Origin of the sequence: Tardiphaga sp. (genome assembly GCF_041424195.1) — a bacterium.
Classification (GTDB): domain Bacteria; phylum Pseudomonadota; class Alphaproteobacteria; order Rhizobiales; family Xanthobacteraceae; genus Tardiphaga.
In genome coordinates, this window is record NZ_JBGMOE010000057.1 from 84,161 (window position 1) to 108,581 (window position 24,421).

Below are 24,421 nucleotides of genomic sequence, written 5' to 3' on the forward strand. Positions count from 1 at the left end.
ATTCAAGTCGCATGGATGGATGCGGCCGCTCTTCTGTCGGACAGGACCGCCCTTGTGCGTTGCAAAATCCGATCAACGCGCGAACGATTTGACAGGAGTATAAGCGCGGCTTGGTTTACTCGCCAAGCCGGTATTTCTCGCATGACCTGCTTCACGAGACACCAGGCGTGTGCCCATGACCCAATAACCGGTCCACGCGTCGTAGAACTTGGTGTGGTGCTCGCCCTGAATCTCGTCGAAGCGCATTCGCGCCGCGAGCGCCCTGGCGTCATCGTCGGCAATGTCTTGCGACGGTTCAGCAAGGTCGCGGTTGGCATCTCCCGCGGGTTTCAAAATGGCACCGATGGCGCAAGGGAACGCGATCTTGGCGTCAGCAATAAACGAACACATGAAATCTTCGTAAGCCCGACCTGCCGGACGCTTCCGTCAGCGGCCCAAAAGCCCGATAAAATAGGGGGAATCTGTGCAAATCGGCTCATTCGCGGGCATCTGACTTTGATGCCACTTGCACGTTCCGACACGTAAGAAGACTGTCCGCAGCATGATCGGTCGGCTAGAATACCCGCTCGTTTCATTGATCAAGAATCATCCGGTGAACGTGCCTCAGTCTGGATACCCTAACGCCCGAAAGTTCGGCGCAACGCGCCTGCGGCGGAGCCTTGTCCGGGCGTTCGTGCGGTGAGACACGTGTTTGCAAGAATGATTGGGCGTTCGGTCCTCGCTTTCGCGGTTGTCGCGAGCTCAGCCGGCTGTATCCTGACCAAGGATCTGCCCGATCCGGCCCTCGATATTCCGGAGGGCTACAAGGCGGCACGGCTGGCCAATCCCAACGGCGCCACGCCAACGCTGGACTGGTGGCGCGGTTTCCGTTCGAAAGAATTGACGCAGCTGATGGAGGAGGCCCAGACGGTCAACCTCGACATCGCTGCGGCAACATCGCGAATCATTCAGGCCGATGCGCAGGCCCGAATCACCGGCGCCGCGCTGCTGCCGAGCCTGAGCGGCGGCGGGCAGGAGACGTATTCGCGGACGTCCGGCTCGAGTTCCAGCGGCTTGACCAATGGCGGTCGCGAGGTGGTGACCTACTCGGCCTCGCTGTCGGCGAGTTACGAGATCGATTTCTGGGGCAAGAATCGCGACGCGGCGCTGGCCGCGGAAGAGACTTCCACGGCCAACCGGTTCGATCGCGACGTAGTGGCGCTCACCACCATGGCCGCTGTCGCCAATGCCTATTTCCAGGTACTGACCTCGCAGGACCGCATTCGCACCGCCGAGCGTAATATTGCCAGTGCGCAACGCATCCTCGATGCGATCAAGCAGCGCTTCAGCGCTGGCACCGGTAGTGATCTCGATGTCGCGCAGCAGGAAAGCGTGCTGGCCAATCAGCGCGCTGCTGTGCCGCCGTTGCGGACCACGCTGGCGCAGAACGTCAATGCGCTCGCGACGCTGGTGTCCCGGCCCCCTGAAAGCGTGCGCGTGGCCGGCGGTTCGCTGAACAATATCGCAGCCCCGCGCGTCACGCCCGGCCTGCCGTCGGAGCTGTTGACCCAGCGGCCGGATATCCGCCGGCAGGAGGCACAATTGGCCTCGGCCACGGCGAATGTCGGCAGCGCCCGGGCGCAGTTCTTTCCCTCGATCCAGCTCACCGGCTCGGGCGGCTATCAGAGCGCGGCGCTGGCCTCGCTGTTCCAACCTAATGCCGCCTTTTTCAGCCTCGTGGGCGGCCTGACCCAGCCGATCTTCGACGGCGGGCGCATCCAGGGCAATTTCGAGCTGACCCAGGCGCGGCAGGACGAATTGCTGCAGACCTATCGCAAGACGGTCGTGCAATCCTTCGCCGACGTGGACAACGCGCTGGTCGCGATTCGCCAGACCACCGAGCGGCTGCGGCTGCAGCGCGAGGTGGTCCGGGCGTCGAAGCGGGCCTTCGAGCTGTCCGAGCAGCAATTGCGCGCGGGAACCGCTGACATCGTAACTGTGCTAAACACCCAGCTGACGCTGTTCCAGGCGGAAGACGTCCTGTCGCAGGCACAACTGGCGCGGCTGCAGGCCATCGTCAGTCTCTATCAGGCGCTGGGGGGCGGCTGGGAGCCGAAAATGGAAAGACCGGTCAATGCTCTTTAAGCCGGATTTGAAAGAGGCCGCGAAAGCGACGGGCGACGGTGTCGCCAAGGTCGCCGGCAAGGCGCGCCGACGCACGGTGTCGATCGCCGTGACACTGCTGATCCTCGGCGGGCTCGGCTATATCGGCTGGAACGCCTTCCAGCAGCGTCAGACCGCCAACCGCGGCGGTTTCCGGCCGGATATGATGACCGTGCCGGTGCTGGCGGCGACGCCGAAGATCCAGGACGTGCCGGTCTATCTCGATGGCGTCGGCTCGGTGAAGGCCCTGAACAACGTCACCGTGCGCGCGCAGGTCGACGGCAAACTGATCAAGGTCAATTTCAAGGAAGGCCAGGACGTCAAGGCCGGCGATGTGCTCGGCGAGATCGACCCGGTGCTCTACAAGGCGCTGTACGATCAGGCTGTTGCCAAGAAGGCGCAGGACGAGGCGACGCTGGCCAATGCGCGGCTCGACCTGATCCGCTACCAGCAGCTTGCAACGTCGAATGCCGGCTCCAAGCAGCAGGCCGATACCCAGAAGTCGCTCGTCGCCCAGCAGGAGGCGCTGGTGAATGCCGATCAGGCTGCCATCGACAATGCCGCCGCGACGCTGAGCTACACCAAGATCGTCGCGCCGCTGTCCGGCCGGGCCGGCCTGCGCCAGGTCGATCAGGGCAACATCATCCACGCGTCCGACACGACAGGGCTCGTCGTGATCACGCAGTTGCAACCCATCGCCGTGCTGTTCAGCCTGCCGCAGCAGCAGATCGTCCGCGCCAATGCCGCTGCGGCCAAGGGCACGCTGATGGTCGATGTGTTCGGCAATGACGGCGTCACCGTCATCGACACCGGCACGCTCACCGGCATCGACAATCAGGTCGATATCACCACCGGCACGGTGAAGCTGAAGGCCGAATTCCCGAACCCGAATTATCAGCTCTGGCCCGGCCAGTTCGTCAATGTGCGGCTGAAAGTCGAGACGCTGAAGGATGCGATGGTGGTGCCGACCTCGGCCGTGCAGCGCGGTCCCGCAGGCACGTTCAGCTACGTGATCGGCGAGGGCGACGTGGTCAAGGCGGTGCCGGTCACCGTCACGCAACAGAACGAGACCACGGCCGTCATCGCCAAGGGCCTTTCGGCGACCGACCGCGTTGTCACCACGGGCTTTGCCAATCTCGCAGAGGGATCGAAGGTATCAATCGGCACCAACGATCAGGAGCCGACCGCCGATCTGGCGCCTCGCAAGCGGGGAGGCAGCAAGGGCAACGACGCTGGCGAGCGTCGTGGCAAGCGCGGCCAGAATTCGGGTGGCGCGGGTGGCGCGAGCAATCCGCAGGCGCCGATTGGCCAGACGCCGCCCCCAGCGGGTCCGAGCGCTCCGCCGTCGGGAGCGAAGTAGCCATGATATTCGCACGATCGATCGCTTGAGTTGATGATTTCGATACCAAAGAGCGCACAGTCATGAGCGTCTCGGAACCCTTCATCCGCCGGCCCATCGCGACGTCGCTGCTTGGCGTCGCGTTGCTGATCGGCGGCGCGCTCGGCTACTTCGCGCTGCCGGTGTCTGCTCTGCCACAGGTCGATTTCCCGACTGTGCAGGTTTCGACGCAATTGCCCGGGGCAAGCCCCGAGGTGACCGCGTCCCTGATTACAGCGCCGCTGGAGCGGCAGCTCGGGCAGATTCCGTCACTGTCGTCCATGACATCGACCAGCTCCTTCGGCGTCAGCCAGATCTCGCTGCAATTCGATCTCAATCGCGACATCGACGGCGCGACCCAGGATGTTCAGGCTGCGATCAATGCCGCAGCCGGCGTGTTACCGAAGAACCTGCCGTATCCGCCGGTTTACGCGAAGGTCAATCCGGCCGACGCGCCGGTGATGACGCTGGCGCTGACTTCGGACACGATTTCTCTGCGATCCATGAGCGATCTCTCCGATACGTTGCTCGCGCAGCGCCTCAGCCAGATCACGGGCGTTGGCAAGGTCGCCGTACTTGGCGGCTTGAAGCCGGCGGTGCGTGTGCAGGCCGATCTGGCACGGCTCGCTGCCTATGGCATTTCGATGGAGGACCTGCGCACGGCGATTGCCGGCGCCAATGTGTCGGGCCCCAAGGGTTCGCTGGACGGCGCACAGCAAGCCTACACCATCGCCGCCAACGACCAGATTGCCGCGGCGGATCAGTATCGGCCGATCATCATCGCCTATCGCAACGGATCGCCTGTCACCATTGGTGACATCGCACAGATCGTGGATGGGCTGGAAAACGATCGCACCGGCGGTTGGTACCAGGGCACGCCTGCCGTCATCATCGAGATCCAGCGTCAGCCGGGCGCCAATGTCATCGAGGTCGTTCGCCAGATCCGCGAGGAAATTCCGAAGGTGCAGCGTTCGATGCCGGCCGGCGTCAAGCTCACCATCGTCAGCGACCGGACGGTGACCATCCGTGCCTCGGTCCATGACGTGCAGTTCACGCTGGTGCTGTCGGTCATCCTCGTGACTTTGGTGGTGCTGCTGTTCCTGCGTTCGCTGCGTGCAACGCTGATTGCCGGCGTGGCATTGCCGCTGTCGTTGATCACGTCATTCGGCGTGATGTATTTCGCCGGCTTCAGCCTCGACAATCTCAGTCTGATGGCATTGACCATCGGCACCGGTTTCGTCGTCGACGATGCCATCGTCATGATCGAGAACATCGTCCGTCATATGGAAGAGGGCGAAAGCCCGATGCAGGCGGCCTTGGCCGGCGCCAGCGAGATCGGCTTCACGGTGATCTCGCTGACCGTGTCGCTCATCGCGGTGTTTATCCCGCTGCTGTTCATGTCCGGTCTCGTGGGCCGCATGTTCCGTGAATTCGCGATGACGCTGACCATCGCCGTAGTCATGTCCGCCGTGGTCTCGCTGACGCTGACGCCGATGATGTGCTCGCGACTTTTGAAGCACACCAGGGATGAATGGCAGGTGCCCGGTCTCGGGGCCGTCAGCCGCGGCATCGACCGGATGGTGGCGTTTTATCACCGGACGCTGCTGTGGGTGCTGCAGCATCAACCGGCCACGCTCGTGGTCACATTCCTGACCATTATCGCAACGCTGGGCCTCTATGTCATCGCCCCGAAGGGCTTCCTGCCGCTGCAGGACACGGCCTCGATCACAGCGGTGACCGAGGCCGGCGCCGATGTATCCTTCGCGGAGATGCAGAGCCGGCAGGGCGCAGCGGCAGCAGCGATCCAGGCCGATCCCGACGTCACTGGCATCGTCTCGGTGATCGGCGGCGGTTCGGTCAATCCGACCACCAATGTCGGTCGGCTGGTCATGACGCTAAAGGCACGTGGAGACCGCAAGGACGATATCAGTGCCGTGATTGCGCGGCTCAAGGACCGTGTCGCAGCAATCCCCGGCATGACCGTGTATTTCCAGCCCGTGCAGGATATCCAGATCAGCACGCAGGCCAGCCGTTCGCAGTATCAGTATACGCTGACCGGGACCGATGCGGCGCAGGTGACCGAGTGGTCGCAGAAGCTTGTTGCCGAATTGCGCCGCGATCCGATGTTCCGGGATGTGTCATCGGAGGCGCAGACCGGCGGGCTGCGTGCCTCACTTGATATCAACCGGCAGCGCGCCGGCCAGCTCGGCGTCAATCTCCAGGGTGTCACGGACACGCTGAATGATGCCTTTGCGCAGCGCCAGATCTCGACCATCTACGGACAGGCCAATCAATACCGCGTTGTGCTGGAAGCATTGCCGTCGCAGCAGCGCGATCCGGATGTGCTATCGAAGCTATATCTGCCCGGTGTCGCGGGAGCACAGGTTCCACTCTCGGCGGTGGCCACCTTGACGCGGACCACGGCGCCGCTGGCAATCTCGCATCAGGCGCAATTCCCCGCTATCTCGCTCAGCTTCAACCTCGGGCCGAATGAGGCACTCGGTGATGCGGTCGAGGAGGTGAAGAAGATCGAGACCCGGATTGGCATGCCGACCAGCATTGTCGGGATGTTCGCCGGCGACGCCGCGGAATTCTCCAAGTCGCTGTCCGGTCAGCCCTGGCTGATCCTTGCGGCACTGGTGACGATCTATATCGTGCTCGGCGTGCTCTATGAGAGCTACATCCATCCGATCACTATTCTCTCGACGCTGCCATCGGCCGGCGTCGGTGCGATCCTCGCGCTGATGCTGACCGGGCAGGACCTCTCGGTGATCGGCCTGATCGGCATCATCCTCTTGATGGGTATCGTCAAGAAGAACGCGATCATGATGATCGACTTCGCGCTGGATGCCGAACGCAATCGCGGCATGGCGCCCGAAGCCGCCATCGTCGAAGCCTGCCTGTTGAGATTCCGGCCGATCATGATGACCACGCTGGCGGCATTGTTTGGTGCGTTGCCGCTGGCGATCGAAAGCGGCACCGGCGCAGAGCTGCGCTTCCCGCTCGGTGTGTCGATCATCGGCGGTCTGCTGCTCAGCCAGATTCTGACGCTTTACACCACGCCGGTGATCTATCTGGCGCTGGATCGCATTAACCGACGGCTCGAGAAGCGTGCGCCACCGGTGGCCGATGCTGCCGGAACGGCGGGAGCAGAGGGAGCGCCCTAGTGGCTTCTATCTCCATCTCAGCGCCATTCATCATGCGGCCGGTCGGCACCACGCTGCTGGCGATCGGACTGTTTCTTCTCGGCGTCGTCGCCTATCACTTCCTGCCGGTCGCCGCGACGCCCAATGTCGACTTCCCGATGATCCGCGTGCAGGCCTCGCGGCCCGGCGCCGATCCGTCGATCATGGCGGCGACAGTCGCAGCGCCACTGGAACGACGTCTGGGTATCATCGCCGGCCTCGATCAGATCACATCGACGAGTTCGCTCGGCTCGACCAGCATCCAGTTGCAATTCGCCATCGGCCGCGACGTCGATCGCGCCGCACGCGACGTGCAAGCCGCGATCAACGCGTCCATGGCGGATCTGCCCACCGATCTTCCGACCCTGCCGACGTTCCGCAAGGCCAACCCATCTGCCGCGCCTGTCTTCATCCTGGCTTTGACGTCGCCGACCATGTCCGCATCCGCAATCTATGACGTCGCCGACACCGTCATCGTGCAGCGGCTGTCTCAAGTGCCGGGAGTCGGCGAGGTCACGGCCAGTGGCGCCGACCAACCTGCAGTGCGCATCCAGCTCAATCCGGTCGCGCTGTCGAATGCCGGCATTGCAACCGACGATGTGCGCACCGCCATCGTCAATGCGAATCCGCTCGGCCCGGTTGGTATCTTCCAGGGATCGCGGCAGAGCGAGACGATCTCGATGAATCCGCAGATGCGGACAGCGGAAGAGTTTCGCGAGATCATCGTCAAGAGTTCGAACGGCAACTATCTCCGGCTGTCCGATGTCGCAGATGTTCAGGACGCCACGCGCAACAGTCGCTCGGTCGCCTGGTTCAACAAGCAACCGGCGGTGCTGATTCAGATTACGAAGCAGGGCAATGCCAACGTCATCGACACCGTGGATCGCGTGAAAGCGCTAATCCCCGATCTGAAGCAGTGGATCCCCGCCGGCATCGAGATTTCGGTTCTGACCGACCGCACGGGCACCATCCGCGCCTCCGTCGAGGACATGGAATGGACGCTGTTCGCCACTGCCGTACTGGTGATGGCCGTGGTGTTCATTTTCCTTCGCAGGGGCACGCCGACGATCGCGGCCGGCGTCTCGGTGCCATTGGCGCTGGCCGGCACCTGCGTGGGCATGTGGCTTGCCGGCTTCTCGATCAACAATCTGTCGCTGATGGCGTTGGCGATCTCCGTCGGCTTTGTGGTCGACGACGCCATCGTCATGATCGAGAATATGTATCGCAATCTCGAAGAGGGGATGGCGCCGATGCAGGCGGCCCTCGCGGGCGCCAAGCAGATCGGCTTCACGGTATTGTCGATCAGCCTGTCGCTGATCGCCGCCTTCATCCCGCTCATCTTCATGGATGGTCTGGTCGGCCGGCTGCTGCGTGAATTCTCGTTGACGCTGACATTTTCGATTGTGGTGTCGACGCTGGTGTCGCTGACGGTGACGCCGATGATCTGCGCGCAATACATCAAGAGTGGCCTATCGAGCACCGAGACCCGGTTTGACCGTATTGTCGAAGGCGCACTATCACGCATCGTATCGTTCTATGAGCGCACATTGCATGTGGTGCTGGGCTTTCCGTTCCTGACACTGCTGGTGTTCTTCGCGACCATCACTCTGACGATCACGCTCTACATCAAGACGCCAAAGGGCTTCTTTCCAAACGACGACAGCGGCTTCGTGATTGGTGCGACACGTGCTTCTGCCGACGTCTCTTTTCAGGCCATGCTTGGATTGCAGCAGCATCTGGCGGATATCGTGCTCGCCGATCCGGGCGTGGCCAGTATCGGCTCGTCGCTGGGCGGCACTGGTGGGCCGGGCGGCGGGGGCGCCAACCGCGGCACAATGTTCATCGCACTGAAGCCGCCGGCTGAGCGTGACGGCGCATCGACCGAAGACGTCATCAACCGGCTGCGTCCAAAGCTCAGTGCCACCCCGGGTATCCGCCTGTTCATGTTCGCCGCGCAGGATCTGCGCGCGGGTGGGCGCCAGAGCGACTCCAACTATCAATATACACTGACCTCGACCAATCTCGATCTCCTGCAGAAATGGGCGCCGCTGGTCGGCAAGCGGCTGGAGAGCGTGGAGGGTATCACCGATGTGTCGAGCGATCGCGATCCCGGCGGATTGCAACTCACGCTGAACATCGACCGCAAGATGGCGGCGAGCCTCGGCGTCGATGTTCAGGACATCGACAACGCACTCAACAATGCGTTCTCGCAGCGGCAGATCTCTACGATCTACACCCAGCGCAACCAGTACAAGGTCGTGCTGGAAATCGATCCGAAATTCCAGAACGATCCATCCGATCTCGATCGCATCTATGTCGCGGGCCTGAATGGGTCGCAGGTGCCGCTGTCGGCCGTTGTGCGTATGTCACGTACGCTGTCGCCGCTGGCGGTGTTCCATTCGCAGGGATTCCCATCGACCACGGTGTCGTTCAATACGCTGCCCGGCGTGCAGCTCGATGCCGTCACCGGCGCGATCCAGCGCGCGGTCGACGAGCTGCATATGCCCGAAGGCATTCGCGGCAGCTTCGATGGGAATGCCGGTGACTTCAACAAGACGACGGGGCGGCAACCGCTGCTGATCCTCGGCGCGCTGGTTGCAATGTATATCGTGCTGGGCGTGCTCTATGAGAGCCTGATGCACCCTCTGACCATCATCTCGACACTGCCCTCGGCGGGACTCGGCGCATTGCTGGCGCTGCAGATCACCAACACGCCGCTGACCGTGATCGCCTTCGTCGGCATCATTCTTCTCATCGGCATCGTCAAGAAGAACGGAATCATGATGGTGGACTTCGCCATCGAGGCGGAGCGGCATCGCGGCCTGTCGCCAGCCGAGGCCATCTTCGAGGCCTGCACCGTGCGTTTCCGACCGATCCTGATGACCTCGCTGGCCGCGGTGTTCGCGGCAATCCCGCTGGTGATCGCCACCGGGCCGGGTACTGAACTGCGCCGCCCCTTGGGCATTACGATCATTGGGGGGCTGTTCGTCTCGCAGGTGCTGACGCTCTACACCACGCCGGTGATCTACCTCCTGATCGACCGGTTGCGTAACCGTTTCCGGCCGGCACCCCAGCCCGTTCCGGCAGAATAGCCGGATCCGGGCGTTACGGCGGTTGAAGCCTCTGGCCGCGCAGCGTATAGCGGGCAATGTCCAAGAAATCAGATCTGCAAGCCGCTGACGGGGTCGTCGAGGCGATCCCGGAATGTCCGCATTGCCACAAGCCGATGCCGCTGTGCATCTGCGAGAGCATCACGCCCATCGACAACAAGATCGAACTCCTGATCCTGCAGCATCCGCAGGAGCAGGACAGGGCGCTGGGCACTGCCCGCGTCGCAGCGCTGCATTTCAGGAAGGCCACCGTCAAAATCGGGTTGTCCTGGCCGAGCCTCGCCAAGGCGCTGGGCAAGCCTGTCGCCGATCCCGCCCGCTGGGCGATCCTGTATCTCGGCTCGGCCAAGGTCTCGGACTTCGAGACCGATCGCGACATTCTGGCCATCGACCGCAAGGGTCAGGCCGAGGAAAACCAGCGCGCGTTGCTGAAGGACATCCAGGGCATCGTGTTGCTCGATGGCACCTGGAGCCAGGCCAAGGCGCTGTGGTGGCGCAATGCCTGGATGCTGAAATGCCAGCGCGTGATCCTCGGACCGGCCAAACCGTCGCTTTACGGCAAATTGCGCCGCGAGCCGCGCAAGGACGGCCTGTCGACCATCGAAGCCGCGGGGATGCTGCTCGCCAGCCTCGAACGGAAGCCAGAGATCGAGACCACGCTGAACGAGGCATTCGAGCGGATGCTGGCGAAATATCGCGACGCCCAGACCGTCATGCCGGAACTGGCGCCAAAGCCCAAACCCAAGCGCGACTGGCGGCGCAAGAAGCACGCCTGATCGCGTTCGGTCTTGATCGATCCCGGCCTATCGGCTGCTGGGCGGCGGACCGACGCCGGCTTCACGCTCGTCACTCGATGACGACGGTCTTACGAGCGACGGAAACGGATTGCGGAACAGTCCGCCGCGAGCTTCTTCCACGACGGGGGCGGGAGGCGGTGCCGGGGCTGCGGCCGGTGGCGGCAGCGCCGTAACCGGCAGCTTCTCGCACTTCATGGAATAGACCAACTGGCCGTCGGCGGTCCGGCCGATCGGCGCGCAGGGATCGGTGCGGACGGGAATGGGCGGTTTGGTCTGGGCCCAGCTCGGCGAGGTCAGCAGCAACGTGGCGATCAAGACCCGGATGTTCATCGTGCCCCCTAGGGTTGGCCAGATGCTACGATCAATACCCCAATCCTGCCAAGCGAAGTTGTTGCAGCGCACCGCTCACGCGGGTCGCGGCCGATCATTCAGGTCGGGCAGGTCAAGATATTGATCGGATTGATGGAGGCCACGTCGGGAATCGAACCCGAATAAACGGTTTTGCAGACCGGCGCGTAACCATTCCGCCACATGGCCCCATAGCGGGTTAGTTACAGACCATCAGCCATTTAGGCAATGCCCGGCTGAAATCTTTCATGGGGTCCGTCATACCGACAGGCGATCAGCAGGAGGCCTGCCAGCCATCCGGAAACGGAATCAGCGGCCACGGACCGTCATTGTCGTTCGCAGCCGTGGGAATCGGGGCGAAGAACATTTCCTGGCTGCGCAGATCGTACCGCACATCCGCCTCGATTTCGGCCCGGACCGTCTCCAGCAGATAGTCAAATTCGGCTTCGCTCATCTTTTAGCTCCCTGTCTTGGGAGCAACCTGACGCAAAGCCTTTGTTGGGCTGTTGAATGGATCGTTCAAATTGTACCGATCCACATGTGAGACCCGTCATGGTTACCGGGACGTTTACCTCATCGAATGGATACGGGCGTAGACGGCACTGGCGGAACCACGACGCCGCACTCGATCATGGGTGCTCAAAGGCACGCTCGGCAATCTCAACGCCAGCCCCGACCTGATGCGGGACTTCCTCGGCGTCGGAATGTGATTCCCGGGGACGAGGTCCCTGAGCAACCTGATCCCCTAGATTTCGATTGGCACCGCAAGGCGGCCGATCAGGAGCGCCACCTCGTCGAGATGGTCGCTGTCATGCGCCTCTACGGCCTGGGCGAGCCGGGTGACGCATTCGTCGTCACTGATATAGGGCAGGGAGTTGATGTCGGTCGGAAGCGCGCGGTCGGTGTGCGTGGCTGGCATCGGTCACCTCGTTCGATTCGGAGCTTGTTCAACGTGACGACGGGCATTCTTGCGGTGCAATACGACGAAATGGCGACAGCTCCGCGAAGATAATTCTTTGCTCCCGCCCGGCACGGCACCGGCTGGAACGGGCGGCACATCAAAAAGGTCCAGTAACACCAGGCATTTTCTGAGTTTTCCCCGGTTGGCGGTCGCTGTGCAGCGCGCTGCATTTCCTGCTTTCCAAGCGCGGATCGCTTTGTTATACGCTGCGGCCTGCGAGCAAGTTTCGCACGTTCCCTGGTAGCTCAGCGGTAGAGCATTCGACTGTTAATCGAATGGTCGCTGGTTCGAATCCAGCCCGGGGAGCCATTTACATTCAATGGCTTAGCTGATTTTGGGGCGCTCGCATGGCGCCCTTTTTCGTGTCCGGACCACGTGAGAGCGAATCGCTGTGACAAGCCTGAGGCTGGTTAGCTTCAAGAACGTCGTTGTCAGCCAATTTTCAAAGGACAAGTGGCTGGAACTCGACCTCCTCAAGGATCTTCGTCCTCAAAGATCTTCGTAGAGTGCGGCCTGCATCGGAGGGAGACGCAAGAACCTGATATCAGGTCTGAGGCGTTCGGTGGGGATATGCCCTGAACGCCACAGTAAAGGTGGTCCCACCGCCTGGATTATCTTCAATGCGAATTGATGCGTCGTGGATGTCTATTATCCGGCGGACAATTGGCAGGCCCAGCCCGGTACTCCCGGAACGATTCCTGTCTCGGCGCCAAAAGCGTTGAAATATAAGCTCCCGCTCGTTCGGCGAGATCCCTGAGCCGGCGTCCTTGATACTTAGCGTTCCGCCTTGCTGAACCAGAAATTCGACGGTTGTGCCTTCCGCGGTGTGTTCCACCGCATTATTTGCGAGATTGAGAACAGCCCGCCGGATCATCTCCGGGTTTCCATAGACGAGCACAGACTCCTCGCTTCCTGTGACCGCAACCGTCTTTCTTTGGGATATGGCCAGAGGCGCGACAAATGCGGCGACATTTTCGCAGATCTCCCTCAGGTCCGCGGTCTCGTCAGGAGAGATTTCGGCGGTTTCGACCTCGGCGAATTCGAGAAGCTGATTGACCAGGTGGCTGATGGCATCGAGATCCCTGCGTAAGCTCGCAACGAACTCCTGATTATCGACGAGATCCAATCGCGTACGGATCACCGTCAGCGGCGTTCTCAGTTCATGGGCCGCGTCGGCCGCGAACTCGCGTTGCACACGAAAGCCTTCATCGAGCCGATCCAGGGCGCGATTGACCGCCATCATCAACGGCTTGATTTCCAGCGGCATATTGTCGGCGGGAAGGCGGACATCCGTGCGTGTCGGCCCGATGTCCTGAGCAACCAGCGACGCGTGTCTCAGCGGCCGCAGCGCTCTGCGGAAAATGGCGATATCGATCACGAGCAGGATCAGCAAGATTGGAACGGTGATCCATCCGACCTCGCGGAAAAATCCCCGGGTGATGTCATCCGTCAAGGCGTCGCGGTTAGACAGATTTTCGCCGGTCTGGATCCAGAAGTCTTTTCCATCGAGGGTCTTGCGAAGACTCACGCCCGAAATCGTCGCGTCGCCGTGTCGTGTTTCGTCACGAGAGAGATCGGTTCTTGCCCAGTCTGAAAAGACCGGCGCGCCGTTGGTTTGCGACGAGAACAGGGCGATGCCGTTCTCGTCGACGACGGCGTAGAGATATCGGTTATAGGGCTGCGAGTAGATGCCCTGCAGGTCGGGCGGCAGTTGCAAGACCGGCTTTCCGTCCGGCCCCATGCGCAGATAGGAGGCAATCGCGGCCGCCTGCTTGCTCATCGCTTCGTCGTGGATGTTGTCAGTCGCGCGATTGAGCAGCCAGGACAGGGCCATGCACATGGCCAGTGACGTGAGCGCGACGGCTACGATATGCAGCGCGACCACACGCGAGAGAATGGAGTTGAGAGGACGCATCTATTGGTCCTCGGAAATGAGATAGCCGACGCCGCGGATGGTATGGATCTGCGCCTTCGAGCCCTTCTCGGTGAGTTGCTTGCGAAGCCGATGCACGTAGACTTCGATAGCGTTCGATCCGACGTCTTCCGATATTCCGAAAATGCTGTCTTCAAGCTGCCGTTTGGAGACCACGCGTCCCTTGCTGCGCATCAGATGTTCGAGCACCGTTGTTTCGCGGACCGACAGCGGCTGGGGCGCCCCGTCGATCATGCACCGGCGTTCGCGGGTGTCGAAGCTGAGATTGGCGACCTTCAGCAGCGCGCCGAGCAACTGACCCGGCCGTCGGAGCTGGGCCTCGATCCGCGCCAGCAGTTCCTCGAGGGCGAAGGGTTTCACCAGATAGTCGTCGGCGCCGAGCTTCAGGCCCGACACCCGGTCGTCGAGTCCACCGCGGGCGGTGAGCAGGATGACGGGAATGGAGTCATGCCGGCGCCGCAGCTCTCGGAGCACGTCGAGTCCATCGCCGTCCGGAAGGCCAAGGTCGAGAATGAGGGCGGCATAGGAGACGGTCGACAAAGCGATCCTGGCATCTTCGACCGAGGAGAACCGATCGGATTCGTACCCCGCCGTTCGCAGGCCCTGAGCAAGAAGCCCTGCAAGTTCGTCATTGTCTTCGATCACAAGTAGTCGCATCGAGAATCTCCGGCGCGGAACTTGGCTGATCTACCCCTCCGGGGGCAAGCCTTAGGGGTCTGCAGCCTTGGGTCTGCAGCCTTGGGCTTTGCAAGTCCTGGAGGCCTGTAAGGCTGCTGTAAGGTTGGGGGATTATCGGCATCGCGCCCGAGGGTCGCCCAGAGCGATGGCCCGGTAACCGCCCAACAGCGCTGTCGTCGGAAGTGATGAAACGTCTCCCAATTCTCGTTGCTATCATAGTCCTGGCCGGCCTCAGCCTGGTTGCGCTTTTTGCCGGCCGGCAGTTCTTCGATGTGCAGGCGGCTGTCGGCGATGGAAAAGTCGCTGCCGTCGTCGATCCGGGCGCGGGCAATGTTTATCGGCCAACCGAGGCGCAGTGGCGCGCGTTAGAACTCGCGGCTTCCGAAGGCTACGCGTTCCGTTCCGAATTCACGACCGAAGGCAAGATCGCGGTCAATGATGAGACATCGACGCCGGTGTTCTCGCCTTTTGCCGGTCGGACCAGCAAAATTTTCGCCAAGCCGGGCGACATGATCGAAAAGGGACAGCCGCTCTTCGTGTTGGAGGCGGCCGACACGGTGCAAAGCCTGAACGATTATGTGGCGGCGAGCAGCGCGTTTAACACCGCGCGCTCGAAGCTGAAGTTGGCCGAAACGATCGAAAAGCGGGCCAACGATCTCTATGCCGGCAAGGCCGTTCCGCTCAAGGACTGGCAGCAGGCACAAGCGGACCTCGCCACAGCCCAGAACGATGAGCGATCCAGCGAAACGGCGATCGAGGCCGCGCGCAACAAACTGCGCATTCTCGGCCTGAGCGAACAGGCGATCAATCTCTTCGCCGAAAAGCGGCAGATCAATCCGGACACCACCATCGTTGCGCCGATCTCCGGTACCGTGGTTCAGCGCAAGCTGGGGCCGGGTCAGTATGTCGCCACCGGCGCGTCCGATCCCGCCTTTGTCATCGGCGATCTGAGGACCGTCTGGCTGGTCGCCTTCGTGCGCGAGACCGATGCGCTGCAGGTCCAACTCGGTCAGGATGTCTCCTTCAAGGTATTGGCCGCGCCCAACAGGGTCTTCCGCGCACGTATCGACTACGTCGCATCGGCCTTCGATCCGGTCACGCGACGGCTGCTCGTGCGCGGCACGATCGATAACCCCGACGGCGTGCTGCGGCCGGAAATGTTCGCCAGCGCGACGTTGTTCGACAGCGGCGAACGTCGGCTGTCGCCGACCATCCCGTCAGGAGCCATCATCTACACGGGCGATGAGCCGCGGATATGGGTTGCGCGCGACGATCACACCTTGGAGATGCGCAAGATTCGCCTCGGACTGACCGACGGCGACAGGGTGCAGGTGCTCGAAGGACTCAAGATCGGCGAGCGGGTGGTGGTCAAGGGCAGCATCTTCATCGATCGCGCTGCGAATGCGTATTGAGTTGAGGTAGCGCCGTGACCACCATCGTCGAATTCGCGCTCAAGTTTCGTGTGCTTGTCGTCGTTCTGTTCGTGCTCTCGCTCGGCGCGGGCGTCGTCGCATTCCTGCGCCTGAACATCGAATCCTATCCCGATCCGGTGCCGCCGCTGGTCGACATCGTGACCCAGAGCGCCGGGCAGTCGGCTGAGGAAATCGAGCGATACATCACGATCCCGATCGAGCAGGCGGTCTCGTCAGTCCCGAATCTCAAGACCATGCGGACGATTTCGTTATTCGGCCTCTCGGACGTGAAGCTGCAATTCACGTACGATCTCACTTACGAGGAAGCCGAGCAGAAGGTGCTCAATCGCCTCAGCCAGCTGCCGCAACTCCCGAATGGTGCCCAGCCGACGATCTCGCCGACCAGCCCGATCGGTGAGATCTTCCGGTACCGTGTCGTCGGTCCGTCGAATTACGGCGTGATGGATCTGAAGACTCTGCAGGAATGGTCCATCGCACGGCGCTTTCGCGCGGTGCCCGGTGTCATCGACGTCACCGGATGGGGTGGAAAGAGCAAGACTTTCGACGTCAATATCGACCTGAACAAGCTCAATGCCGCGGGTCTCACACTGCCGCAGGTCATCACAGTCCTCAACAACAGCAATATCAACGTGGGCGGCAACACCGTCGATATCGGTCCGCAATCCGCCGTGGTGCGCGGCGTCGGCCTGATCCGCACCATCGACGAGGTGCGCGACACCATGCTGTCCTCGTCGAACGGCAATCCCATTCGCGTCAGCGACATCGCCGAGGTCGCGGTCGGTGCCAAGCCCCGGCTCGGCATTGCCGGCAAGGACAACGACGACGACATCGTGCAGGGCATCGTGCTGATGCGGCGCGGGCAGCAGAGCCTGCCGACCATCCGGCGCGTCGAGGCGGAGGTCGCCAGTATCAACGCCAGCGGCATCTTGCCGCCCGGCGTTCGGATCGAGCGCATCTATGACCGCAGCGATCTGATCCAGGCGACGACGCATACGGTTCTGCACAATCTTGCTTTCGGCATCCTGCTGGTATTCTTCGTGCAATGGATGTTCCTTGGCGACCTGCGCAGCGCCATGATCGTCGCCGCAACGATTCCGTTTGCCCTGTTCTTTGCCATCGGCATTCTCGTCATCAGGGGTGAGTCAGCTAACCTGCTGTCGATCGGCGCGATCGATTTCGGCCTCATCGTCGATGCCACCGTGATCATGGTGGAAAATATCTTCAGGCATCTCGCCGGCCATGCGGGCGCGACCGATCACGCAGGACTGCGCCGCGGCTTCAAGGGCAAGCTCGCGGTGATCTTCGACGCGGCAACCCAGGTGAATAGCGCGATCTTCTTCTCGGCGCTGATCATCATCGTCGGCTTCCTGCCGCTGTTCACGCTGAGCGGCGTTGAGGGCCATATATTCGGGCCGATGGCCAAGACCTACGCCTATGCGCTGAGCGGCGGCTTGCTCGCGACACTCACGGTGTCGCCAGCCCTGAGCGCCGTGCTGCTGCCGGAGCGCGTCAAGGAGGCAGAGACCGTTGTGGTGCGCTGGCTGCGCCGGATCTATGAGCCCGTGCTCAAGCTAGCGCTCGACCGCCGGCGCGTGACGCTGGCTGTCGCATGTTTGCTAGTGCTCGGATCGATGCTGATGGCGCGCTCGCTCGGCCTCGAATTCCTGCCCCGTCTGGAGGAGGGCAATATGTGGGTGCGCGCCTCCATGCCGCCGTCGATCTCCCTCGATGAAGGCAACAAATACGTCAATCAGATCAGAAAACTGATCAAGGATTATCCTGAAGTCGAGACGGTGGTATCGCAGCAGGGGCGGCCCGACGACGGCACCGACGCCACCGGATTCTTCAACGCAGAGTTCTTCGTGCCTCTGCGCCCGCGCAGCGAGTGGCGCAAGGATGTCGACAAAGAGATGCTGACCAGCGAGCTCTCAAACCGTTTGAGCAGCGAGTTTCCGGGCATCGAATTCAACTTCTCCCAATATATCCAGGATAATGTCCAGGAATCCGTGTCCGGTGTGAAAGGAGAGAACTCGATCAAGCTGTTCGGGCCTGATCTCGATGTGCTCACGACAACGGCGGCGAAGATCAAGGCCGTCATGCAGTCGGTGCCGGGCGTCACCGATCTTGCGGTGTTCAACTCGGTCGGGCAGCCGACTATCCGCATCGACGTCGATCGCAATGCTGCCGGGCGTTACGGCCTCGCGCCGGGCGACATCAATTCCGCGGTGCAGACTGCGATTGGCGGGCAGGCCGCCGGCGAGGTCTATGAGGACGGCAGTGACCGGCACTTCCCGATCATGGTTCGGCTGGCGTCGCCCTATCGCAAGAGTGTGGGTGCCATCGAGCGTCTGACGATCGGCGTCAGCAGCGGCGCGTCGGTTGTGCAGATTCCGCTGAAGGAAGTCGCCAGCGTCAAGCTGGTGGCGGGGGCGTCCTTCATCTATCGCGAGCAGCAGCAGCGCTATCTGCCGATCAAGTTCAGTGTGCGCGGCCGCGATCTCGGCAGCACGGTTCTGGAGGCGCAGAAGAAGATCGCCGATGAAGTGACACTGCCGCAGGGCTACCGTCTGGAATGGGTTGGTGAGTTCGGCAATCTGCAGGACGCGATCGCGCGGCTGAAAGTGATCGTGCCGATCACGATTCTTCTGATCAGTGTCATTCTGTATTTCCACTTCTCCTCGTTCCGCGACATGTGCCTCGCCTTGAGCGTCATTCCGATGGCGATGATCGGCGGCATCTTCACGCTCGCCGTGACCGGTACGCCGTTCAGTGTATCGGCGGCCATCGGCTTCATCGCGCTATTCGGCATTTCGGTGATGGAGGGCATCATCCTGCTGTCCTACTTCAACGAGCTGATCGATGCCGGCATGGCGCGGATGACCGCGCTCGCCGATGCCTGTCACGCGCGGTTCCGCCCGGTGATGATGACCTGCATCGCGGCCTGCGTCGGCCTCCTGCCGGCGGCGTTCTCGACCGAGATCGGGTCGCAGGTGCAGCGGCCACTGGCATTGGTCGTGGTCGGCGGCATTGTGCTTGCGCCGGTGCTGGTTCTGCTTGTCCTGCCCGTGCTGATCGGCCTGTTCTCGCGGCGCGAAAGCATCGTCGAGGCTGCGCCGAATGCCGTGCCCGCAGAATGATCAGTGTGGCAGTGCGGGGCACGTGATGGCGAAGCAGAACAGCATTAGAAATCGGCGACGCTTGTCGACGAGCGGTCACGTGATCGGCGTCGCTGCGGCCTTGACGATGTCTGTCATTGCCGTTCGCGCGGAAAACCTGAACGACGCGCTGGTGAAGGCATATCAGTCCAATCCGCAGCTCAATGCGGATCGCGCCCGGCAGCGCGCGGCGGACGAGAACGTGCCGCAGGCGATGGCCGGATACCGGCCGCAGGTCGCTGCGACGCTCGGCGTCGGCCTGCAAGCCGTCCGTAATCTTTTGCCCGATAACACAATCCAGGGCGCAACGCTCAAGCCGTGGACGATCGGCGTGACGGTGACGCAGACGCTGTTCAACGGGTTCAAGACCGCCAACAGCGTCCGCGTGGCTGAATTCCAGGTCAAGAGTGGCCGCGAGGCGTTGCGCAATGTCGGACAAGGTGTGTTGCTCGATGCGGTGACTGCTTACACGAATGTGCTGGCGAGCACGTCGCTCTTGGAAGCGCAGCGCGCCAATGTGTCTGCGCTGCGCGAAACGCTCGAAGTCGCGCGCAAGCGTCTCGCCTCGGGCGATGTGACGCCGACCGATACGTCGCAGGCAGAAGCACGGCTGGCGCGCGGGCAGGCCGATCTCAACGCTGCAGAAGTCGGCCTCGCCATCAACCAGGCCACCTATCTTCAGGTCGTTGGCGCCGTGCCCGCACGGCTGGCGCCCGCTGAACCCATCGATCGGTTGCTGCCGACCAGCCGTGACGGCGCGATCGCTCAGGCGACCTCGGCTAACCCCGCCGTTCTCGCTGCCCGGTTCGATGTTGATGTCGCGACGACGACCATCAGCGTCGCGGAAAGCAGCCTCTATCCGACCGTCGCCGTGCAGGCGAATGTCAGCCGTTCGATGCAATCCGACTCGACGCTCGGCACCTACGGGACGGACCAGGCTTCCATCGTCGGCCAGGCCTCGGTGCCGCTCTATGATGGCGGCCTGGCTGCCGCCCAGACGCGGCAAGCCAAGGAACTGGCGACGCAGAGCCGTCAGGTGCTCGAGCAGATCCGCAATCAGGCGCGTACGGCCGCCGTCGGAGCGTGGGTGTCGTATGAAGGCAGTAAGGTCGCGGTCTCCGCAGCAGAAGCCGAAGTGAAGGCTGCCGGTGTCGCCTTGCAGGGCGTGCAGCGCGAAGCGCAGGGCGGCCAACGAACCACCGTCGATGTCCTCAACGCGCAGCAGGACTTGATCCAGGCAAGGGCACGTCTGATCGGCGCGCTGCGTGACCGTGTGATCGCATCCTACACGTTGCTGGGTGCCGTCGGCGGGCTGGATGTCCGGACACTGGCTCTCAACACCCCCGATTACCTGCCGGACGTGCATTACCATCAGGTGCGCGATGCATGGCACGGCCTGCGCACGCCATCGGGCAGGTAGCAGGCCCGATTTTGTCTCTGTGGCGCTCGCTGGCCGCCACGAACGTTACGCAGCGGCCCCATGGCTGCCTGAGTAGGGTTTTCGATGGAGCGGATCGTCGAATGGTTCGAGCATTCGATACCCGTCCCGTTCTCCGGTTGCGGAAGGCACGGTGTTTTCAGCGTGTGCCTGCCGCCTTGCAGCTCCGGCTGATGCCCCGTCAGCCGGAGCTGCCTGCCTTTCGCGGCCCCTGCGCCAGGAAAGTCGATATGAACGCGGAAAAGTCCATAGAATCAGGATGCTAGTGGTCGGCGTGAGATGTCATGCAACCGACTAAATCGCGATGCCAGTTCTCTGTCATCGAATGGTCGCTGGTTTGAAGCTTGCCCGGGGAACCAAACATCCTTCCGCAAGAATAGCGTCAGACACCGCGTTTGGATCACCTCGATAACGCCTTGGCTGCTGTGTTTTCACGAACCTTGCATCCCGCTTTGCGCTGCCGTAATTCCTGCAAAAGGAACTTCCAGCCGTTTGCAAGGGATCGCTCATGTCCGACTTTTCGACCGCACGCCAGAAGATGGTTGATGGTCAGGTGCGTCCCAGCGACGTCACCGATTTGCGCATCATCGATGCCATGCTCGCCGTGCCGCGGGAGGAGTTCGTGCCGGCCAGCCAGCGCGCTATGGCCTATCTGGACCTCGACCTCGAAGTCGCCCCGAACCGTTTCCTGATCAAACCCGTGGTTCTGGCCCGGATGCTACAGGCGTCTGACGTGAAGGCGACCGACAAGGTTCTGGTGGTTGGCTGCCCCACGGGCTACTCGGCCGCCGTGATCGCCCAGTTCGCCGGGAAGGTGACTGCCACTGAGGGCGACGCCGCTCTGGCGGCCAAGGCTTCAGAGGACATGGCCCGGCTTGGCTATTCGAACATCACCCTAGCTGCCGGAATGCCGGCCGATGGCCATCCCGCCAACGCCCCCTATGATCTGATCGTTCTGGCCGGCGCAACAGAAGTCCTCCCGACGGGGCTCTACAAGCAACTGGCCCCCGGTGGTCAACTGGTGGGCGTGTTTGCCCTGACCAAGCCCGCCCGCGCCATGATCGTGACCCATTCTCACGACGATTTTGGCTCCCGTCCCCTGTTCGATGCCACCGCGCCGGTTCTGCCGGGCCTGGAAAAGCTCCCGGAATTCGTCTTTTAGGCTCGCTCCGGACACTTTTGGGGCATCGGGGCACCGCTAATATCGCCAGCGGTAATTACAAGTGTGGCTTGGATGTCCCATTCGCCAAGTTTCCACCGTCAGAATTCCACGAGAGGTTCCGTCCCGCCAATGCGAGGAATATGGTGAGTGGAGACTCGCTAACGGACATCATCTGTTCCGCCGCTCTAAACATGCGTCCGGATCAGTGAACGGCATGAATGGATTACCAAGAATGGGTGGCGTTAAAGCTCTCACCGGTGCTGCAGCTGCGGCCCTTTTGCTGGCATTTGCCGGAACGTCACCGGTTCTTGCCGACACGATTGAGTCGGCCCTGGTTCGCGCTTACCAGAACAATCCGCAGCTGAACGCCCAGCGCGCATCGGTACGTGTCACCGACGAAAACGTGCCGCAGGCTTTGTCCGGTTATCGGCCGAGGGTCGCGATCACCGCAAGCGGTGGTTATCAATATACGGACGCTGTGGTCGCTTCCGGTGGCGTTGTGACCCCGCTCCATGGCGTGCAGGTGCCGCGCGCCGTTGGCGCGACCGTCACCCAGAGCCTCTACAACGGCAACCAGACGGCGAATCGCACACGTGCCGCCGAGGGACAGGTTTCGGCGGCGCGCGAAGGTCTGCGCGTGCTCGAACAGTCAGTGATACTCTCGGCCGCTACTATCTACATGGACTATCTGCGCGACGCTGCTGTCGTCGAGGTGCAGAAGAGCAACGTCCGCGTGCTCGAGCAGACGCTGAAGCAGACGCGTGATCGCTTCAACGTCGGCGAAGTCACCCGTACCGACGTGGCACAGTCCGAAGCCCAGCTCGCCGCCGGCCGCACCCAGTTGCTGACCGCCGAGTCGAATCTCACCACCACCCGCTCGAACTTCCGCCGTATCATCGGCAACGAGCCGAGCAACCTGCAGGCGGGTTCGCCCGTCGATCGCTTCCTTCCGAACACGTTATCCGGTGCCGTCGATCTCGGCCTCGTCGAGAATCCGAATGTCACTGCCGCCATGTTCGGCATCGATGTCAGCTTCCTCAATGTGAAGGTCAACGAAGGCGCACTGTTCCCGAGCGTGACCTTGCAGGCCAGCATCCAGCAGGGTTGGGAACAATCGATCTCGCAGCCGCGCGGTCTGACAGCAGCCGGCATCGCTCAGGTGTCGATCCCGGTTTACCAGGGTGGTGCGGAATATTCGCTGATCCGTCAGTCGAAGGAAACGCTGGCCCAGCAGCGCCTCGCACTCGAGCAGGTGCGCGACCAGACTCGCGCAAGCGTCGTGCAGGCCTGGGGGCAGTTGCTGGCGGGCAGGGCGCAGGTCTCGTCCGCACAGGCCCAGGTGCAGGCGTCCGAAATCGCGCTGAACGGCGTTCGTGAAGAAGCCAAGGCCGGCCAGCGCACCACACTCGACGTGTTGAACGCTCAGCAGGCACTGGTGAATGCGCGCGTCGCACTCGTCACTGCGCAGCATGATCGTGTGGTGGCATCCTACGCGGTGCTCAACGCTGTCGGTCGTCTGTCACCGACGGTGATGAAGCTGAACACCAATGTGTATGATCCCAGCGTGCACTATCACCAGGTGCGCGATAGCTGGGTCGGCGTGCGTACGCCCGACGGGCGCTAACGTGCTCGGATATCACCCGATATCGTATCGAAAGGGCCGCTTCTGCGGCCCTTTGCTTGCAATCAATTTGTCCGATGACGTACCGTTTGTATTGCTGACTTAGCGATTCGGAATGCCTTTAGTAGTTTCTTGGGCATGTCCTGCGCGACAGTTGGTGGTCAGGCCTCGCTTGATCTTGGGGACAAGTCAGGCATGCACGCTGAATCGAACGGTCGTCAAAACGACAACCGGCAAATTCAGCCTCGTCTGGTGTAAAATATTGACGAGAGCGTTGATGATGCGGAGTCGGACATGACGCAACCTGCAAAGGTCCAGGAGCCCTCGATGGAGGAGATTCTGGCGTCGATCCGGCGTATCATCGCCGACGACGAGGCGAAGCCGGCCGTTGCCGAGGTTGCACCGCCGCCGCCCAAGCCGGCTCTTGCGCCCAGGCCTGCTGCGATGACTGACATTCCGCCGTCGGCGATTCCTGCCGCGCAGGCCGCTGCCGCCAAGGCGCCGCCGCCAGCCCCGAAGCCCGCACCGCCCCCGGAGCCTGCTGCCTCCAACAGCCAGGACGACATCGACGCGATGTTGGCCAGTCTGGAAGCCGCGACCACCGAGGAAGAGGTGCGCCCGGCACAGCCCGATGGTGATGTGTTCGAACTGACCGACGAGATGGTGGTCGCCGATCCCGAGCCGGAACCAGCCTTCCAGCATGTCGAGCCGGATGACGACCTCGAATTCGCCGAAGCCGTCGCTGCCAGCAGCGAACGGCCGGCGCCGCGCTTCGACCCGCCATCCTATGATCCGCCGCCCGTCGCGCCGCAGCAGCAGATATTGTCGCACAGTACCGTGTCGTCCGTGGAGTCGGCATTCAATGCGCTGGCCAATACGGTCCTGAGCAACAATGCGCGGACCCTTGAGGATCTCGTCAAGGAAATGCTGCGTCCCATGCTGAAGTCCTGGCTGGACGACAACCTGCCTGGCCTCGTCGAGCGCATCGTCAAGGCCGAGATCGAGCGCGTCTCGCGCGGCGGCCGCTAGGGCCGATCGACATTCAGGATTCCCAAGAGGTTCAATCGCTGATTCATAGGG

Annotated in this window: 17 protein-coding genes and 2 tRNA genes; 12 read left to right on the plus strand and 7 right to left on the minus strand. The window is 62.2% G+C overall.

Features of this window, described 5'->3' with window-relative positions; all coding sequences use genetic code 11:
- Window positions 1-72: 72 nt before the first annotated feature.
- A complete protein-coding gene (locus ACEK02_RS09395; RefSeq protein WP_371421444.1) occupies window positions 73-390 on the minus strand; it encodes a hypothetical protein in 318 nt (105 codons plus the stop codon).
- 309 nt (window positions 391-699) lie between these two features.
- On the opposite strand from ACEK02_RS09395, the gene ACEK02_RS09400 reads away from it, so the two are divergent.
- The 5 genes from ACEK02_RS09400 to ACEK02_RS09420 all read left to right on the plus strand — a co-directional run bounded on the left by ACEK02_RS09400 (window position 700) and on the right by ACEK02_RS09420 (window position 10,591).
- Window positions 700-2,124 (plus strand): efflux transporter outer membrane subunit, encoded by a 1,425-nt coding sequence (locus ACEK02_RS09400; protein ID WP_371421464.1) that lies wholly within the window; start codon window positions 700-702, stop codon window positions 2,122-2,124.
- Window positions 2,114-3,502 (plus strand): efflux RND transporter periplasmic adaptor subunit, encoded by a 1,389-nt coding sequence (locus ACEK02_RS09405; protein WP_371421445.1) that lies wholly within the window; start codon window positions 2,114-2,116, stop codon window positions 3,500-3,502. The genes ACEK02_RS09400 and ACEK02_RS09405 overlap by 11 nt, the downstream gene beginning before the upstream one ends.
- A gap of 62 nt (window positions 3,503-3,564) precedes the next feature.
- Complete coding sequence (locus ACEK02_RS09410; protein ID WP_371421446.1) at window positions 3,565-6,687, plus strand: efflux RND transporter permease subunit; 3,123 nt, start codon at window positions 3,565-3,567, stop codon at window positions 6,685-6,687.
- Window positions 6,688-6,719: 32 nt separating this feature from the next.
- A complete protein-coding gene (locus ACEK02_RS09415; protein ID WP_371421465.1) occupies window positions 6,720-9,797 on the plus strand; it encodes an efflux RND transporter permease subunit in 3,078 nt (1,025 codons plus the stop codon).
- Between the two features lie 56 nt (window positions 9,798-9,853).
- Window positions 9,854-10,591 (plus strand): tRNA-uridine aminocarboxypropyltransferase, encoded by a 738-nt coding sequence (locus ACEK02_RS09420; RefSeq protein WP_371421447.1) that lies wholly within the window; start codon window positions 9,854-9,856, stop codon window positions 10,589-10,591.
- A 27-nt stretch (window positions 10,592-10,618) separates the two neighbouring features.
- Here the strand turns inward: ACEK02_RS09420 and ACEK02_RS09425 are convergent, their stop codons facing one another.
- The 4 genes from ACEK02_RS09425 to ACEK02_RS09440 all read right to left on the minus strand — a co-directional run bounded on the left by ACEK02_RS09425 (window position 10,619) and on the right by ACEK02_RS09440 (window position 11,879).
- Entirely contained in the window at window positions 10,619-10,942 is a 324-nt protein-coding gene (locus ACEK02_RS09425; protein WP_371421448.1) for a hypothetical protein, read from the minus strand.
- A 133-nt stretch (window positions 10,943-11,075) separates the two neighbouring features.
- Window positions 11,076-11,149: transfer RNA gene (locus ACEK02_RS09430), tRNA-Cys, on the minus strand.
- Window positions 11,150-11,234: 85 nt separating this feature from the next.
- Entirely contained in the window at window positions 11,235-11,414 is a 180-nt protein-coding gene (locus ACEK02_RS09435) for a hypothetical protein (RefSeq protein ID WP_371421449.1), read from the minus strand.
- 291 nt (window positions 11,415-11,705) lie between these two features.
- Window positions 11,706-11,879: a hypothetical protein gene (locus ACEK02_RS09440; RefSeq protein ID WP_199712065.1), complete on the minus strand. Its 174-nt coding sequence runs from the start codon at window positions 11,877-11,879 to the stop codon at window positions 11,706-11,708.
- 276 nt (window positions 11,880-12,155) lie between these two features.
- On the opposite strand from ACEK02_RS09440, the gene ACEK02_RS09445 reads away from it, so the two are divergent.
- Window positions 12,156-12,230, plus strand: a tRNA-Asn gene (locus tag ACEK02_RS09445).
- Between the two features lie 235 nt (window positions 12,231-12,465).
- On the opposite strand, the gene ACEK02_RS09450 is transcribed toward ACEK02_RS09445, so the two are convergent.
- Together ACEK02_RS09450 and ACEK02_RS09455 are read right to left on the minus strand one after the other, a co-directional pair.
- Window positions 12,466-13,836, minus strand: a complete 1,371-nt coding sequence (locus tag ACEK02_RS09450; protein ID WP_371421450.1) for a sensor histidine kinase — start codon at window positions 13,834-13,836, stop codon at window positions 12,466-12,468.
- Window positions 13,837-14,511 (minus strand): response regulator transcription factor, encoded by a 675-nt coding sequence (locus ACEK02_RS09455; RefSeq protein WP_371421451.1) that lies wholly within the window; start codon window positions 14,509-14,511, stop codon window positions 13,837-13,839. It abuts the gene before it with no gap.
- 206 nt (window positions 14,512-14,717) lie between these two features.
- Between ACEK02_RS09455 and ACEK02_RS09460 the strand changes: the two genes are divergently transcribed.
- From ACEK02_RS09460 to ACEK02_RS09485, 6 genes are all read left to right on the plus strand, one after another.
- A complete protein-coding gene (locus ACEK02_RS09460; protein ID WP_371421452.1) occupies window positions 14,718-15,944 on the plus strand; it encodes an efflux RND transporter periplasmic adaptor subunit in 1,227 nt (408 codons plus the stop codon).
- Window positions 15,945-15,958: 14 nt separating this feature from the next.
- Window positions 15,959-19,102: an efflux RND transporter permease subunit gene (locus ACEK02_RS09465; RefSeq protein ID WP_371421453.1), complete on the plus strand. Its 3,144-nt coding sequence runs from the start codon at window positions 15,959-15,961 to the stop codon at window positions 19,100-19,102.
- A gap of 106 nt (window positions 19,103-19,208) precedes the next feature.
- The gene (locus ACEK02_RS09470; RefSeq protein ID WP_371421466.1) at window positions 19,209-20,540 is read left to right on the plus strand and encodes a TolC family outer membrane protein; all 1,332 of its coding nucleotides are present in this window, start codon (window positions 19,209-19,211) and stop codon (window positions 20,538-20,540) included.
- A gap of 526 nt (window positions 20,541-21,066) precedes the next feature.
- A complete protein-coding gene (locus ACEK02_RS09475) occupies window positions 21,067-21,720 on the plus strand; it encodes a protein-L-isoaspartate O-methyltransferase (RefSeq protein ID WP_371421454.1) in 654 nt (217 codons plus the stop codon).
- A 232-nt stretch (window positions 21,721-21,952) separates the two neighbouring features.
- On the plus strand, window positions 21,953-23,344 hold the full coding sequence (locus ACEK02_RS09480) for a TolC family outer membrane protein (protein ID WP_371421455.1): 1,392 nt from the start codon (window positions 21,953-21,955) through the stop codon (window positions 23,342-23,344).
- 291 nt (window positions 23,345-23,635) lie between these two features.
- A complete protein-coding gene (locus tag ACEK02_RS09485) occupies window positions 23,636-24,370 on the plus strand; it encodes a PopZ family protein (protein ID WP_371421456.1) in 735 nt (244 codons plus the stop codon).
- Window positions 24,371-24,421 lie beyond the last annotated feature (51 nt).

Excerpts from the sequence above, each read along its gene's own strand:
- ACEK02_RS09440 (WP_199712065.1), bottom strand. The coding sequence starts at position 11,879 with ATGCCAGCCACGCACACCGACCGCGCGCTTCCGACCGACATCAACTCC.
- ACEK02_RS09455 (WP_371421451.1), bottom strand. The coding sequence starts at position 14,511 with ATGCGACTACTTGTGATCGAAGACAATGACGAACTTGCAGGGCTTCTT.
- ACEK02_RS09415 (WP_371421465.1), top strand. The coding sequence starts at position 6,720 with ATGCGGCCGGTCGGCACCACGCTGCTGGCGATCGGACTGTTTCTTCTC.
- ACEK02_RS09405 (WP_371421445.1), top strand. The coding sequence starts at position 2,114 with ATGCTCTTTAAGCCGGATTTGAAAGAGGCCGCGAAAGCGACGGGCGAC.
- ACEK02_RS09435 (WP_371421449.1), bottom strand. The coding sequence starts at position 11,414 with ATGAGCGAAGCCGAATTTGACTATCTGCTGGAGACGGTCCGGGCCGAA.
- ACEK02_RS09470 (WP_371421466.1), top strand. The coding sequence starts at position 19,209 with ATGTCTGTCATTGCCGTTCGCGCGGAAAACCTGAACGACGCGCTGGTG.
- ACEK02_RS09475 (WP_371421454.1), top strand. The coding sequence starts at position 21,067 with ATGTCCGACTTTTCGACCGCACGCCAGAAGATGGTTGATGGTCAGGTG.
- ACEK02_RS09450 (WP_371421450.1), bottom strand. The coding sequence starts at position 13,836 with ATGCGTCCTCTCAACTCCATTCTCTCGCGTGTGGTCGCGCTGCATATC.
- ACEK02_RS09410 (WP_371421446.1), top strand. The coding sequence starts at position 3,565 with ATGAGCGTCTCGGAACCCTTCATCCGCCGGCCCATCGCGACGTCGCTG.
- ACEK02_RS09425 (WP_371421448.1), bottom strand. The coding sequence starts at position 10,942 with ATGAACATCCGGGTCTTGATCGCCACGTTGCTGCTGACCTCGCCGAGC.
- ACEK02_RS09485 (WP_371421456.1), top strand. The coding sequence starts at position 23,636 with ATGACGCAACCTGCAAAGGTCCAGGAGCCCTCGATGGAGGAGATTCTG.
- ACEK02_RS09420 (WP_371421447.1), top strand. The coding sequence starts at position 9,854 with ATGTCCAAGAAATCAGATCTGCAAGCCGCTGACGGGGTCGTCGAGGCG.
- ACEK02_RS09460 (WP_371421452.1), top strand. The coding sequence starts at position 14,718 with ATGAAACGTCTCCCAATTCTCGTTGCTATCATAGTCCTGGCCGGCCTC.
- ACEK02_RS09400 (WP_371421464.1), top strand. The coding sequence starts at position 700 with ATGATTGGGCGTTCGGTCCTCGCTTTCGCGGTTGTCGCGAGCTCAGCC.
- ACEK02_RS09480 (WP_371421455.1), top strand. The coding sequence starts at position 21,953 with ATGGGTGGCGTTAAAGCTCTCACCGGTGCTGCAGCTGCGGCCCTTTTG.
- ACEK02_RS09395 (WP_371421444.1), bottom strand. The coding sequence starts at position 390 with ATGTGTTCGTTTATTGCTGACGCCAAGATCGCGTTCCCTTGCGCCATC.